General features: G+C 65.3%; 9 protein-coding genes. 3 read left to right on the top strand and 6 right to left on the bottom strand.

Annotation, left to right across the window (positions count from 1 at the left end; translation table 11 throughout):
* Positions 1–191: 191 nt before the first annotated feature.
* Together MFF55_RS13475 and MFF55_RS13470 are read right to left on the bottom strand one after the other, a co-directional pair.
* The gene (locus MFF55_RS13475) at positions 192–3,386 is read right to left on the bottom strand and encodes an efflux RND transporter permease subunit (RefSeq protein WP_238244616.1); all 3,195 of its coding nucleotides are present in this window, start codon (positions 3,384–3,386) and stop codon (positions 192–194) included.
* Between the two features lie 54 nt (positions 3,387–3,440).
* Entirely contained in the window at positions 3,441–4,724 is a 1,284-nt protein-coding gene (locus MFF55_RS13470; protein WP_238244615.1) for an efflux RND transporter periplasmic adaptor subunit, read from the bottom strand.
* An 88-nt stretch (positions 4,725–4,812) separates the two neighbouring features.
* Here MFF55_RS13470 and MFF55_RS13465 point away from each other — a divergent pair, with 88 nt between their 5' ends.
* Together MFF55_RS13465 and MFF55_RS13460 are read left to right on the top strand one after the other, a co-directional pair.
* A complete protein-coding gene (locus MFF55_RS13465) occupies positions 4,813–5,424 on the top strand; it encodes a TetR/AcrR family transcriptional regulator (protein ID WP_238244614.1) in 612 nt (203 codons plus the stop codon).
* A gap of 140 nt (positions 5,425–5,564) precedes the next feature.
* Positions 5,565–5,924 carry a hypothetical protein gene (locus tag MFF55_RS13460; RefSeq protein WP_238244613.1) on the top strand — a complete coding sequence of 120 codons (360 nt, stop codon included), beginning with the start codon at positions 5,565–5,567 and terminating at the stop codon, positions 5,922–5,924.
* An 860-nt stretch (positions 5,925–6,784) separates the two neighbouring features.
* Here MFF55_RS13460 and MFF55_RS13455 read toward each other — a convergent pair.
* Both MFF55_RS13455 and MFF55_RS13450 read right to left on the bottom strand, forming a co-directional pair.
* Positions 6,785–7,468 (bottom strand): thermonuclease family protein, encoded by a 684-nt coding sequence (locus MFF55_RS13455; protein WP_238244612.1) that lies wholly within the window; start codon positions 7,466–7,468, stop codon positions 6,785–6,787.
* 65 nt (positions 7,469–7,533) lie between these two features.
* Positions 7,534–8,742 carry an AI-2E family transporter gene (locus tag MFF55_RS13450; protein ID WP_238244611.1) on the bottom strand — a complete coding sequence of 403 codons (1,209 nt, stop codon included), beginning with the start codon at positions 8,740–8,742 and terminating at the stop codon, positions 7,534–7,536.
* A gap of 1,211 nt (positions 8,743–9,953) precedes the next feature.
* Here MFF55_RS13450 and MFF55_RS13445 point away from each other — a divergent pair.
* On the top strand, positions 9,954–10,208 hold the full coding sequence (locus tag MFF55_RS13445) for a hypothetical protein (RefSeq protein ID WP_238244610.1): 255 nt from the start codon (positions 9,954–9,956) through the stop codon (positions 10,206–10,208).
* A gap of 344 nt (positions 10,209–10,552) precedes the next feature.
* Here the strand turns inward: MFF55_RS13445 and MFF55_RS13440 are convergent, their stop codons facing one another.
* A complete protein-coding gene (locus tag MFF55_RS13440) occupies positions 10,553–11,173 on the bottom strand; it encodes a DUF938 domain-containing protein (RefSeq protein WP_238244609.1) in 621 nt (206 codons plus the stop codon).
* 90 nt (positions 11,174–11,263) lie between these two features.
* Complete coding sequence (locus tag MFF55_RS13435; RefSeq protein WP_238244608.1) at positions 11,264–12,778, bottom strand: carboxypeptidase M32; 1,515 nt, start codon at positions 12,776–12,778, stop codon at positions 11,264–11,266.
* Positions 12,779–13,435 lie beyond the last annotated feature (657 nt).

Genomic DNA, 13,435 nt, shown 5'->3' with positions numbered 1-13,435 from the left:
ACGGCTGAGGCTCGGGCGCCGAGCGTCCTTGGAGCGGGAGGCTCAATCGGCGGCCGTCGCCTTAGGATCGCGTCGGCCTGTGGCTTCGCGACCCGTGCCGCTCCTCAGCCAGCCCGGGCCGCACCCCCGAAGCACACACGACGACCGCCCAGCACAGGTCTGGGTCGTGCCGTGAGGAAGGCTGCACGCGGCTAAGCGGCCTCTGCGGTGCTGTCCTGGTGGAGGACCGGCGTGCTGCTGCCATGATGCTTGAGCGGCCTGTTGCCGGTCAATCGGCGCAGCAGCACGTAGAAGACCGGCGTCAGGAACAGGCCGAAGGCGGTGACGCCGATCATGCCGGAGAACACGGCAACACCCATGGCGCGGCGCATCTCCGATCCGGCCCCGGTCGCGATCACCAGGGGAAGGACGCCCATGATGAAGGCCAGCGATGTCATCAGGATCGGACGCAGCCGCAGACGGCTCGCCTCGATCGCGGCCTGCATCGGGGTGCGGCCAGCAAATTCCAGCTCGCGGGCGAACTCGACGATCAGGATGGCGTTCTTGGCCGAGAGGCCGACGAGAACGATCAGGCCGATCTGCGTGAAGACGTTGTTGTCGCCCGCCGACAGCCAGACCCCGAACATGGCCGCGAGCAGGCCCATGGGCACGATCAGCAGGATCGCCAAGGGCAGCGTCAGGCTCTCGTACTGGGCGGCCAGCACCAGGAAGACGAGGAGCAGCGCCAGGGGAAAGACCCACACGCCGGAATTGCCGGCGATGAACTCCTGATAGGTGAGGTCGGTCCACTCGAACGCGAAGCCCCGCGGCAGGGTCTCGGCCGCGATGCGCGTCGCCGCGGCCTGGGCCTGACCCGACGAGTAGCCGGGGGCTGCGCCCGCATTGATGTCGGCGGACAGGAAGCCGTTGTACCGCATGGCCCGCTCCGGGCCCGCACTCTGCCGAACGTGGAGCAGGGCCGCGAGCGGCACCATCTCGCCGGTGCCGGCTCGCACCTTCAGCAATCCAACGTCGTCCGAGCGAGACCGGAACGGCGCGTCGGCCTGAACGCGGACCGAGTAGGTGCGGCCGAACTTGTTGAAGTCGTTGACGTAGAGCGAGCCGAGATAGATCTGCAGCGTATCGAAGACGTCCGTCACCGGGATGCCGAGCTGGCGGGCCTTCGTCCGGTCGAGATCCGCGAAGAGCTGCGGCACGTTCATCTGGAAGCTCGAGAACAGGCCGGCCAGCTCCGGGGCCTGAGCGGCCTTGGTCATGAACGCCTTCGTCGCCTCGTCGAGGGCCTCGTAGCCGAGGCCGGCCCGATCCTCGATCTGGAGCTTGAAGCCCCCGATCGTGCCCAGGCCGTTGACGGGCGGCGGCGGGAACATCGCGATGAACGCCTCCGGGATCGCAGCATACTTCCTGTTGAGCGACTGCGCGATGGCCGCCCCGTTCAGCGCGGGGTCCCGGCGCTCGTCGAAGGGCTTCAGGGTCGAGAAGACGATCCCTGAGTTGGAGCTGTTCGTGAAGCCGTTGATCGAGAGGCCCGGGAAGGCGACTGCGCTCTCGACGCCCGGCTCCTTCAGGGCGATCTCGCTCATGCGACGGATGACCTCCTCCGTCCGGTCGAGGGTCGCCCCGTCGGGGAGCTGCGCGAAGCCGACGAGATACTGCTTGTCCTGGCCCGGCACGAAGCCGCTCGGGATCTGGCGAAACAGCACCACGGTCACGCCAACCAGCAGGACGTAGACGATCATCATCGTCGCCTTGCGCGTGACGACGAAGCCGACGCCGCGCCCGTACCCGCTCGACGCTTGGCCGAAGACTCGGTTGAACCGGCGGAAGAACCATCCGAGCAGCCCGTCGAGGATCCGCGTCAGGCGGTCCTTGGGCGCGTCGTGGCCCTTCAGCAGGAGCGCCGAGAGCGCCGGAGACAGGGTCAGCGAATTGATCGCCGAGATGACCGTCGAGATCGCGATGGTCAGCGCGAACTGCTTGTAGAACTGGCCCGTCAGGCCGCTGATGAAGGCGAGCGGCACGAAGACGGCGACGAGCACGAGGGCGATGGCGATGATCGGACCCGAGACCTCGCGCATGGCCTGGTAGCTGGCCTCCCGCGGCGACAGCCCGCTCTCGATGTTCCGCTCGACGTTCTCGACCACGACGATGGCGTCGTCGACGACGATGCCAATGGCGAGCACGAGGCCGAACAGGCTCAGCGCGTTGATCGAGAAGCCGAAGGCATGCATCACCGCGAAGGTGCCGACGATGGAGACGGGCACCGCCAGGAGCGGGATGATCGAGGCGCGCCACGTCTGCAGGAACAGGATCACGACGAGGACGACGAGGGCGACGGCCTCCAGCAGCGTGTGGATGACGGCCTCGATAGAGGCGCGCACGAACTGCGTCGGGTCGTAAACGATCTGGTAGTCCACCCCCTCGGGCATGTTCTTCTTGATCTCGGCCATGGTCCGGCGGACCTCGTCCGAGATCTGGATCGCGTTCGAGCCCGGCGACTGGGAGATCGGGATCGCAACGGCCGACTTGTTGTCGAGGAGCGAGCGCAGCGCGTAGTCGGAGGCGCCGAGTTCGATCCGGGCCAGGTCGCGCAGCCGCGTGATCTCGCCGTCTGCCCCCGTCTTGACGACGATGTCGCCGAATTGCTCCTCGCTGCTCAGGCGTCCCTCGGCATTGAGCGACAGCTGCAGGTCGAGGCCCGGAACCGCCGGTGACGAGCCGACGACGCCCGCGGCCGCCTCCACGTTCTGGGCCCGGATCTCGCGAACCACGTCGCCGGCGGACAAGCCGTGCTCGGCGACCCTTTGCGGATCGAGCCAGATGCGCATCGCGTAGTCGCCCGACCCGAAGAGCTGCACCTGTCCGACGCCGTCGAGGCGCGCCAGGCGGTCCTTGATGTTCAGCACCGCGTAGTTGCGCAGGTAGGTCATGTCGTAGCGGCCGTCGGGCGATACGAGGTGGACGACCATGGTCAGGTCGGGCGAGCTCTTGACCGTGACGATGCCGAGCTGGCGCACGATGGCGGGCAGGCGCGGCTCCGCCTGCGAGACGCGGTTCTGGACGAGCTGCTGGGCCTTGTCGGGGTCGGTGCCCAGCCGGAAGGTGACGGTCAGCGTCATGATGCCGTCCGTCGTGGCTTGGCTCGACATGTAGAGCATGCCCTCGACGCCGTTGATCTGCTCCTCGATCGGCGTCGCCACGGTCTCGACGATGACCTTGGGATTGGCGCCCGGGAAGGTCGCGCGGACGACGACCGAGGGCGGCACCACGTCCGGGTACTCGGAGATCGGCATCGCGAAGAGCGAGAGCAGGCCGCCGACGAAGATGAGCACCGAGAGGACGCCCGCGAAGATCGGGCGATCGATGAAGAAGCGCGAGAGGTTCATGTCGCCCTCCGGGGGCGAGAAAGGTCGAGGAGATTCGGGAGGACCGCGGCGACGTCAGCGTTGCGCGAGCTTGCCCGACCCGGACGCGGCATCCCCAGGAGCGGCATCCCCAGGGCTTGGCCGCGCGCCCATGGCGACCGGGGCGGCGTCGACGAGCGTGCCGGGGCGGAGGCGCTGCAGCCCGTTGACGACGACGCGCTCCCCGCCCACGAGCCCGGAGGTGACGACGCGAAGGCCGTCGACGGCTCTGCCGAGGGTGATCGCGCGGAACGCGGCCCGATTGTCAGGGCCCACCACGAGCACGAACTTCTTGTCCTGATCCGTGCCGACGGCCCGCTCGTCGACGAGCAGCAATCTCTCCGGCACCGCCTGACCCAGCCGCATGCGCGCGAACTGGCCTGGGATGAGGCGCCCGTCGCCGTTGGCGAAGGTGGCGCGCACCCTGACGGTTCCGCTGCGGGCATCGACCTTGTTGTCGATGAACTGAAGACGCCCCCTAGACCGGACACCATCGGCGGTGACCATCTCGACAGGAATGCGCCCGAGCTGGCTGCGCCCGCCGGAGGGAGCGGCGATGGACGCCAGCGCCTTGAGCACGATGGTCTCGTCGACGTCGAAGCTCGCGTGGACGGGATCGACGGACACGAGGGTGGTCAGCACGGCGGCGCCGGCCCCCGTCGCAACGAGGTTGCCCGGCGTGATCTCGCGCCGCCCGACGCGCCCGCCGACCGCGGCCCTGACCTCGGTGTAGCCGAGGTTCAGGCGTGCCGCTTCCAGCGTCGCCTTCGCCGCGTCGAGATTGGCCTTCGCTTCCTTGTAGGCGTTGGCACGGACGTCGAGATCGCGCGCCGTGACGATGCGCTGGTCGGAGAGCCTCTGCCCGCGCTCGAAGTCGCTCGACGTCAGGGCGAGGCGCGCCTCGGCGCCAGCCACCTGCGCTTCCAGGCGCTGGACCTCAGCGGCGTAGGGCGCAGGATCGATCGTCACCAAGAGGTCTCCCGGCTTGACCAGTTCTCCCTCGGCGAAGTGCGTGGCCTGGACCGCACCCCCGACGCGCGCCCGGACCTCGATGCGATCGACGGCCTCCAGGCGGCCCGAGAACTCGTCCCACAGGATGATGTCGCGCGGTTCGACGGCGGCGACCGCGGCGGGCACCGCCTGTTCGGCCGGCGGCGTCGCGGCGATCGCCTTCGTTCCGTGAAGGAACGACGTCATCGACGTGAACTGATGGGACGCACCGGCCAGGAGGGCGAGGACCAGGCCGGCCCCGAGGCTGCGCCGGATCGAAACTCGGATAGGAGAGGTGTCACGCTCGAGGCTCACGGCGGGCTCCGACATCTGTAGGGTTTGCTACACATGTCGACGTGGACGCCGGACGTCAAGTGACTTATCTATTAATCGATACAAAAGTGGGAGCTGGCAGGCAATGGCGATGGGGCGGCCCCGGTCCTTCGACATGGACAAGGCCCTCGACGAAGCGATGGAGTTGTTTTGGCGCCACGGCTACGACGGCGCCAGCCTCGCCATGCTGACGAAGGCGATGGGCATCAAGCCGCCGAGCCTCTATGCGGCCTTCGGCAGCAAGGAAGGTCTGCTCAAGGCTGCGCTCGACCGCTACGCGCAGAAGCGCTCCGCGCACATGCGATACGTGCTGGCGGGCGGCACCGCGCGGGACGTGGCCGAACGGTTCCTGAGCAGCATCGCCGAGAGCCACACGGATCCTGCCAATCCGTCGGGCTGCCTTCTCGTCCAAGGCGGCCTCGCCTGCGGTGCGGGTTCGGAGAACATTCCCTTCGAACTGGCGTCGCGGCGCGCGCAAACGGAGACGGAGCTCCGCGAGCGCTTCGCACAGGCCAGGGAATGCGGTGAGCTGCCGGAGGGCGCCGATCCAGCGGCGCTGGCGCGGTTCCTCTCGACGGTTGCCTCGGGCATGGCCGTCCTGGCCTCGTCCGGCGCCACCCGGGATGCCTTGCGGGACGTGGCGCGCGTCTCGCTCGGCGCATTCGCGGGAGGTGGAGCGTCGGGGCCAGCGCTCTGAGGCGGAACGATTCGTGACCTCAGGAGCGAGGGGTCAGGAACCCGTCCGGCTCAGCTCGTGGGCTCGCCGACAGCGCCCCACCCCCCTCGTACGCCGGCGCTCCGTCGTACGGCGGTCGGGAGAGGTCCGAGGGTATGGGGATGAGGGCGTTCTGGAACGATGGCGGCATTGGGCCGATCTCCGAGCAAGCCGAGGCGGTCGACCTTCGCAAGGCGGGCCTGATTTGGTCGGATACGGTCCGCAGCGTGCAGGGCAACTTTCTCGGCCTGATCGATGACAGGGACAGGACGGTCCAGTTCTACCTCCAGTCCGGCATTCCCGACGATGTCGATGATGCCAGCCATCTTCGCATTGTCCTGATGGACTTCCCGCAACCGGAGCGGAAGGGATCATACGGCAGGCTGGTGGCGATCGGCGAGGTTCACCGCCTGATCGAAACGGCGTTCAGGGCTGGCGCGGACCCGCGCCACTTCGGAGAGATGACGTTCAGTCCCTGGTGACCGGTGGACACGTAAAGCCTTCCTGGCCGTGGGGCGAAGCACCTCGCGGCTCGCCGCCTTCGACTTCCGTGCCGCGCTCAGCGAACCTTGCGGAGCCTCAGGCACTTCCACTCGCATGTTCTTTTTCTTCTCGAATCGCCTGGGCTGCCTCAGCTCGATCCTCGTCTCAGCGGTGCTCACGCTGGTTGTGCTCGCGCTGATCCGAGGCTGGTAGACGCCTCCATCGCGCCTTTCGTGGGAGGCCAGAAAGGCCGCTCGGTGACGGGCGACCAGGACTGGGATCTCAGAACGACTGCGATGGGGACGTGGTGTCGGAGACGTTCGTCACGCCCAACCCTACCGGTCAGTTCGCGGTTACCGACCTGCTGCGCCTCATGATCCCGGCGACATGAGAGGTTCCCGCGACCCCCACTGACAGGCTGATTACCGCCCGCCGACGCGCTGGCCATCGTCCACCGACGCCCGAAACGGCCCAGAACAGAACATCTTAAAATGCGGGATGAGACCAGGGGTTGGAGTCGATGAGCAGAAGAGTTTTATGTTTAATCACAGCATCTTAAAACACAAAACTGGCGGAGAGGGTGGGATTGTCTCGCCACCAAGCAAATCACATATAGATCAAAGGGTTAGTCGCGCCGGGATCTTCCCATGTGTACCAGCCTGAGGGACAAATGTCGACCTGAGGCAAGACAGGCGTTCGTCATCCTCGCCGCATGCGCCCAGCCGACCACGCAGCAGCCTCTGGCTCCGATCCGTCAACGCCCACGCGACCGGCTTTGCTTCCATCGCCTCGCCATTCATCGTGAGGTGATTAGCCCGTCAGCGCCGACCGTCCAGGTACATGGGATTGACCTGCCACTTTAGTTCCGCGCGGGACGCCAGCCCGCCGCCTTAGCTTCGTCTTCCGAGCAGAACAGGCGCTCACCCGCCCTGTCGTTGATGCGGGTGCGGGCATAGTCCGGCGAGCTCGGCAGGTGGTAGATCCGCTCCCCGCCTGCGGAGATGTTGCCCTTGATGGTGCAGCCGCTCGGGCCAACCGGTGGTGTCACCCGCTCCGGCCGGGTGTCCTCGCCCCCGGCGCGCTTGGCGCGACGCCAGGCGGACGGCTCCTCGAAGGTGCCGGCCCAGATCCCGCGCCGCAGCGCCTTGGCCGTGAGTTCGACATTGGCATAGTCCTCCGCATAGCGCCGGTAGGCGACGGCGTGCCCTTCGCCCGCCATCCAGGCGTTCAGATCCCCCGCACTCGTTCGGCACACGGCGACGACGCGGCCGTACTGGTCGGTCTCGCGCGGCTCGCAGGTGACGAGGCGCTGCCCGATGCGGCCCGCCAGCGCGAGGGCGGCAGTCTGGCCGCAGCGGTAGGTCTTGCCCTCCGCGTCCTTGCAGGTCTGACCGCTCTCGGGCGCGTCGATGCCGTGAAGCCGGATGCGGGTGCCTCGGACCTCCAGCGTGTCGCCGTCGATCACCGTGGCACGCCCGACGATCGGCTCAGCAAGCGCGGGCGTGGTGAGAAGCAGAACTCCAAGGACTGATCGATAAACCATCACTTGTCCGATCCCGCTGGCATAATCCCCAAAGGCAATGCGAGGCAGAAAACGATCCTAAGATCTTAGGCCTTCGCATCCTCATGCAGCGTTTCTTCGATGTAGAGTTGATCGAGAAGCACCTTGATGGCCGCCGTCAGGGGTAGGGCAAGAGCAACACCCCAGAGCCCGAACAGGACGCCGAGAATAAGCTGGCCGGCGAAAATCGTCGCCTCCGGGATGTCGAGCGCTCGCTTCTGGATGAACGGGGTCAGCCCGTAGGTCTCCAGGGTCTGCACCGCCACGTAGACACCGATCGCACCCAGCGCCGCGCTCGTGCCTGAGGCAAGGCTAGCCAGAACGATGACGACGCCAGCGATGAGCGGCCCGATCGTTGGGATGAAGGCCAGCAGTCCCGCTTGCAGGCCGAGGATGAGGGCTCCGCCGATCCCCAGCACCGCAAGGCCAGCCCAGGTGCACAGGAAGATGGCCACCATCGTGATGAGCTGACCGAACAGCCAATGGCGAAGGGTCTCGCCCATGCCATCAAGCACCATCCCTCCGCGCGGACGATGCTGGGGCGGAACGAACCGCAAGACGCCGTCGCGATAGGTGCCCGGATCGGCAGCACAGGCGATCCCGAGGAAGATGATGACGAGGACGTTGCCGAGAGCATTGAACAAAGCAAGGATCACGTTCGATGCCGGCCCGAGGATGCTGCTTGCATTCGGCATCGACGCGCCCGCCGCCGTTTCACTCTGGGGCTTGCGATCGCTTGGAGGCTTGCCGTCGCTCGCGGCCGTTCCTTCGGCTGCAGGCGGGCTCTGCGGTTTGGCATCCTCCTCGGCTTGCGGCTTGGGCGGCTCCGTCGGCGCCGAGTCCGGCTTCTTTGCCCCGAGGCCTTCCAGGGCTGGCGAGTCGATGCCGTAACTCTTGAGCCAGTCACGCACCGTTCCGGACTGCTCCTGGACCGTCCGTCCTAGATCGCGAGCCTGTTGCACCACCATGGCGCCGCCGTAGCCTACGAGGCTTATGGCGAGGCCAGCGAGAACCAGACTGACGAGGGCTAGCCTCAAGCCTCGACGAAGCGGCAGCACTGATCCGAGGACGCGGGTGAGACCGTCGAGAAACACGGCCAGCAGGATCCCGGCAAAGATCAGGAAGAGGGTCGACGCCGACAGCCAGGCCAGGGCCAGCAGCGCCACGAAGCACACGACCGCAATACCAGAGACCGTCAGCGACCATGTCCCGGGCTGGGGCCCAGCCGCCTCGCGCGTCGTGTCCGCATCCTGCATCGATTGAGCTTCCTTGCCGAACCCGCAGTCCTGTACAAGCGGTTCGTAGCGCGGAAGGCACTGAGGCTTACCGTCCACCAAGTCCAGCTTTGGCAGGCGAACGTCGTCGGTCTGTGAGCGGAAGTCTGAGCTCGTGCACTCGACGCATGCGGGTCGATCAGGCCGCAATTGCGAAATCAGGCACGTTCCTGAAGGCCAGGATGAGTACGCGCCGTCCGGCTGTGTGGTGCACGTCCACGAGCCAGCCCGACCGATCGCAGAGCTCGATACCTTATGGGGCGCTGCTTAGGACAAGGCTGCCAAACTCGCGACGATCTTGAGGGTGGACCCATAAGGCTCGTTGCGGATCTATGCATCGTCCCGATGGAGGGCGGACCCTTGGTCTCTTCCTACTTGAGGGAGATTAAGCCGATCATCGACGCGAGCCCTCGAATGCCGAGATGATTGCGAACGGCACGAATATTGAGGGTGAGCTAACTGACACTTGCCAGCTCATCAACAATACCAGACCCGTCTGAGCGACTTCGAAGTTCAGCGCGTGTTGTTCACGATGGCGTTCTCGTCTCGCTGAGACAAAGCGCAGTCCATGGCTGACATGCTGCGCGCCGTCTCGGGCTGGCGCTAACCCGCTGTGGTACGATCCGCGTGCGATTCGGACGAGCCTATCGAACTTCCGCGGCGAGATCAGAGTCTCGGCTGGGAAGGTCACGACTCCCGAACAGAGCTGAGCGCCAGGCGAGAACTGCGGGGCCACCCACCGCGCCGCGACATTGCTGCCACCTACCTCAGAGCTGCGCCTGTGCGTTGCCCAACCTTACGCTCACAGGTTTGCACATGTCGCTTCGATCCGAGACCCCGCCGTCACCCGCCAACCTCGATTTCGGGCAGCCGCCCGACTCAGATCGGCCCACCTCGGCGATGCTGAAGGCAGACATCGACAGCGGGCGCACTGGAGATAAGGCACCACACGGTGATGTCGGCGCGGCTCCTCTGGGCACCTGTGAGGAGGCTGGTGGTGCACCTCCAACTCCGCAGGACATCAAGCTGGCACGAACGAACGAGGCCGCGTCGGAGCGGGTGCGGGACGCGGCTGACGTGCACGGGAAATCGCGATGGATCTTGCCGGCCTCACTCGGCGTGTTGATCGCTTTCCCCGCCCTTTTCGGCCTGATCATGTGGGTTAGCCGCTAAGTCTGGGCTAAGGATGCGTGATGACATACACGCTCCACCAGCTCGCAGCAGGCAGCTACGATCTTGCCCTAGATGGCGAGGTCGTGGGCAGCGTGGTCAGGAACGTCTCGCCCCGCGGCGAGGAGAGGGGTTGGCGCGCGGAGTTGCTGGAAGATCTTTCGCCCGAGCAGCGGCCGAGCCCGTTCAGCGGTATCGAGCATCCCTTCCGCACCCTCGAAGCCGTCATGGCATGGCTTGGCGGCGCGGCTATCGTCGAGAACCTGCCCAATCAGTAAGGGGCGTTACCAAAGGGATCTTCGGGCGAAGACCGCAAGGCGTGTCGGGGTAGCCCGCGTGCTTCGCCCTGGCTGCTCTGGACACAACTCCCACCTTGCCCTTTTGAACCGCGGCTATCCCCTGCGGTCTCTGCCCCAAGGTTTTCTCACCTTCAGCCCGCCGCCACCGCGGGCTTTTCGTCGAGGGAGGGCACACCGCTTTTCCGCTTGTCGATCAGGTCAGTCCACGCGAGAGACGAAGACGTAGATCGCTGCAGGATGTCTCGGTCCGTTGGCCCAGTGCATCACATCCACCACGGTGTTGGAAACGGTTGTAACACAAGCCGCAGCTGTCGAGCTCGACCTTAAGGCTCCCGCCTGAACAGCAGGCTGAGGTTATTGGCGGGCATGGCAATGCGATCGGCTAGGTGCAATCCATGAGCGGCCGCGGCCCGGGCCACAGCATCAACGTCGCGGACACCCCATTCCGGGTCGCGCGCCCGCAGGTCGGCGTCGAAGGCTGCGTTACCAGGTCCGGTGTGCGTCCCACCCGTTAGGAAGGGGCCATAGAGGTAGAGTAGCCCGAAATCAGGCAGCAGGCGCGCAGCGCCTGCCATCAGGCCCTCTGTGGCCGACCACGGTGCGATGTGGATCATGTTGATGGCGACAATCGCATCAGCTTTCTCGACCGGCCAGGAGGATGCGGACGCGTCGAGTCGCACTGGTGGTAGGACATTCGTTAGACCGGCGGCCCCAACGTGCGCTCGGATGCTGCCAAGTGCGATTGCGTTAGGATCGCTCGGCAGCCATCTTAGGCCCGGCAGGGTTGTTGCGAAGTGGACGGCGTGCTCGCCGGTGCCTGAGGCCACCTCCAGCACAAGACCTGTTTGCGGGAGTGCCTGGCGTAGAACCTGCAGGATCACATCCTTGTTGCGAGCGACTGCAGGAGCGCTGAGTGCCTCGTCGATAGCGTCTTGTCTCAGCATTTGCTCCTCCTTCGAGGTGCATCGTTGCGAAACGCAGCCTCAAGTCCCGTCGCTAAGCCTCTCTGCCAGAGCCCTTGCCTGAGCGGACACTCAGGTCACTAGATCTCGCCAAAGATAGCGTTGCCTCAGGTGATCGCGATAGGCTTCGAGCCCCAAGGATTTGCCGGTTGCGGCCGTCAGAACGTCGTCCGTGCCGAGAAGACTGCCCTTTGCATGCACGTTGGCCCGCAGCCAGCCAACGAGCGGGCTAAAGTCGCCACTTGCGAAACTGGTGCGAATGTTCCGCTCGGCCGAACACGCAGCGGCAAACAACTGGGCGGCCGCGATCGCACCGAGTGTATAGGTCGGGAAGTACCCCCAAGCACCGCTCGGCCAGTGGATGTCCTGCAGGCATCCCTGCGCGTCGTTTGGGACTGTGACCCCGAGCAACGCCTTCATCCCACTATTGAACGCGGCGGGCAGGTCCGCAACGGCAAGATCGCCGGCGATCATCGCCTTTTCAAGATCGTAGCGCAGTAGAATGTGTGCGGGGTAAGTCACCTCGTCTGCATCCACGCGGATGAAGCCGGGCTGAACCCGTGTGTAGACCCGATGCAGGTTCTCAGGCGACCAAGCGGGATCTTCACGGCCAAAGGCATCGGTGAGCAGGGGCGAGAGGTAGGCCAAAAACTCGGGCGACCGGCAGGCTTGCATCTCGATCAGCAGAGACTGGCTCTCGTGGAGGGTCATGCCGCGAGCTTGCCCGACCGGCTGCGAGGCCCACGCCGCCGGGCGGCCTTGCTCATAGAGCGCGTGCCCAGTCTCGTGCATCACGCCCATGAGGGATTGCGTGAAATCCCCTTCGTCGTAGCGCGTTGTGATCCGGACATCGCCTGTAGCCCCACCGCAGAAGGGATGAAGGCTGATGTCCAGGCGGCCATGGGTGAAGTCGAAGCCGACGGCCCGCATCAGGGTCTCGCCGAGCTTGCGCTGGGCCTCCACCGGGAAATGACCGTTGATCGGGATTGGCGCTGATGCGAGATGCTGGCGTTCAGTCGCCTCCGCAATCAGGACTGGCAGCTCCTGCCGTAAGGCGTCGAACAGTGGGTCAATGCAGCCTTGGCGCAGGCCAGGGTCGTACTGATCGAGGAGGGCGTCATAGGTGGAGGTGCCCAGGGCTTCGGACTTGACCTGACCAGTCTCCCGTTGAAGGTCCAGCACCGTCTCTAGGTGGGGCAGGAGCAGTGCGAAGTCGCTGGTTCGGCGAGCCTCACGCCACACCATCTCGGCATGCGAGGTGGCCTTGGAGGTTGCCACGACAAGGTCTTGCGGCAGCGCCGCCGCGTGGACGAAGGCGCATCTCATCTCCCGCAAATTGGCGCTCTGCCAGGGATCCAGTCTGGCGCGTTGTGCGTCGGCGTCATCGAGGAGATCGGGCACGTCGCTCGAGGTCAGAACTTCGTGGGCAAGGCCACGCAGCACGGCCAACTGTTTGGCTCGTTCGGAGGCCGCACCAACGGGCATTATCGCTTGTGCGTCCCAGCCTAAAATCCCAGCAACGTCCTCCAATACCCGAACGCGGGCGAAGCGCTCTTCCAGGCTCTCATACGCACGTGAGTTGATCATAAAGCGCCTCCTGCGGGCGATGATCGAGAAGCCGGATCGATCAGCTCACGCCGAAGGTTGTAAGACAATCGTCGCACATTCACCCTTACTGAAGAACTCGGTAATTCTGCGTTGGTGAGCAACCAAAAGCCTGTGCGGTAAACGCATGGCTGCTGCCGATCTTATGCAGTCCTCTGATACGCACTCGGTCTGGGCGATGTTTGCCGTCACTCGCCCCGTGATCTCACCAAGGAGATCATTCCTCGATCATCCCGCAATACGCCAATGCTAGAGGACCAGCAACTTGACCGTTACTCGTCAGAGAAGACCGCCGCTTCATCGGAGGGTGCAGGCTCACTGTCGAACTCCAGCCGAACCGCACCGGCGCATTCTGAAGGTCTGCAACATCGGTAGGGTGCTGGTGAACCACGCGGCTTGAGAAGTCTTAGAGAAGTCGTTCCCAGCATAGGGCATGCGTGCGAAACCGCGTCCGAGTGCACCCACGCAACCTTGGTGCCGTCGGGGGTCGCGCAAATGAGGAGCAGCGACCGAAGGCCAATCCCCAGACTGAAGCGACACTGGATTGAGGAAGCACACTATTTTCGTGCGCAGAAGCCCAACGCAGCCGCTACGTCGAGCGCCTCCCTTGAGAGTAAGCGGGCCGGACGCGTGCCTACG

The sequence above is a fragment of the Methylobacterium iners genome (assembly GCF_022179305.1).
Taxonomy (GTDB): domain Bacteria; phylum Pseudomonadota; class Alphaproteobacteria; order Rhizobiales; family Beijerinckiaceae; genus Methylobacterium; species Methylobacterium iners.
Note: the sequence above shows the minus strand (reverse complement) of the source record. Positions and strands in the feature narration are given on the sequence as shown.

Coding starts and splice junctions, on each gene's coding strand:
- MFF55_RS13475 (WP_238244616.1), bottom strand. CDS start 3,386: ATGAACCTCTCGCGCTTCTTCATCGATCGCCCGATCTTCGCGGGCGTC.
- MFF55_RS13440 (WP_238244609.1), bottom strand. CDS start 11,173: ATGCTGAGACAAGACGCTATCGACGAGGCACTCAGCGCTCCTGCAGTC.
- MFF55_RS13445 (WP_238244610.1), top strand. CDS start 9,954: ATGACATACACGCTCCACCAGCTCGCAGCAGGCAGCTACGATCTTGCC.
- MFF55_RS13455 (WP_238244612.1), bottom strand. CDS start 7,468: ATGGTTTATCGATCAGTCCTTGGAGTTCTGCTTCTCACCACGCCCGCG.
- MFF55_RS13470 (WP_238244615.1), bottom strand. CDS start 4,724: ATGTCGGAGCCCGCCGTGAGCCTCGAGCGTGACACCTCTCCTATCCGA.
- MFF55_RS13435 (WP_238244608.1), bottom strand. CDS start 12,778: ATGATCAACTCACGTGCGTATGAGAGCCTGGAAGAGCGCTTCGCCCGC.
- MFF55_RS13450 (WP_238244611.1), bottom strand. CDS start 8,742: ATGCAGGATGCGGACACGACGCGCGAGGCGGCTGGGCCCCAGCCCGGG.
- MFF55_RS13465 (WP_238244614.1), top strand. CDS start 4,813: ATGGCGATGGGGCGGCCCCGGTCCTTCGACATGGACAAGGCCCTCGAC.
- MFF55_RS13460 (WP_238244613.1), top strand. CDS start 5,565: ATGAGGGCGTTCTGGAACGATGGCGGCATTGGGCCGATCTCCGAGCAA.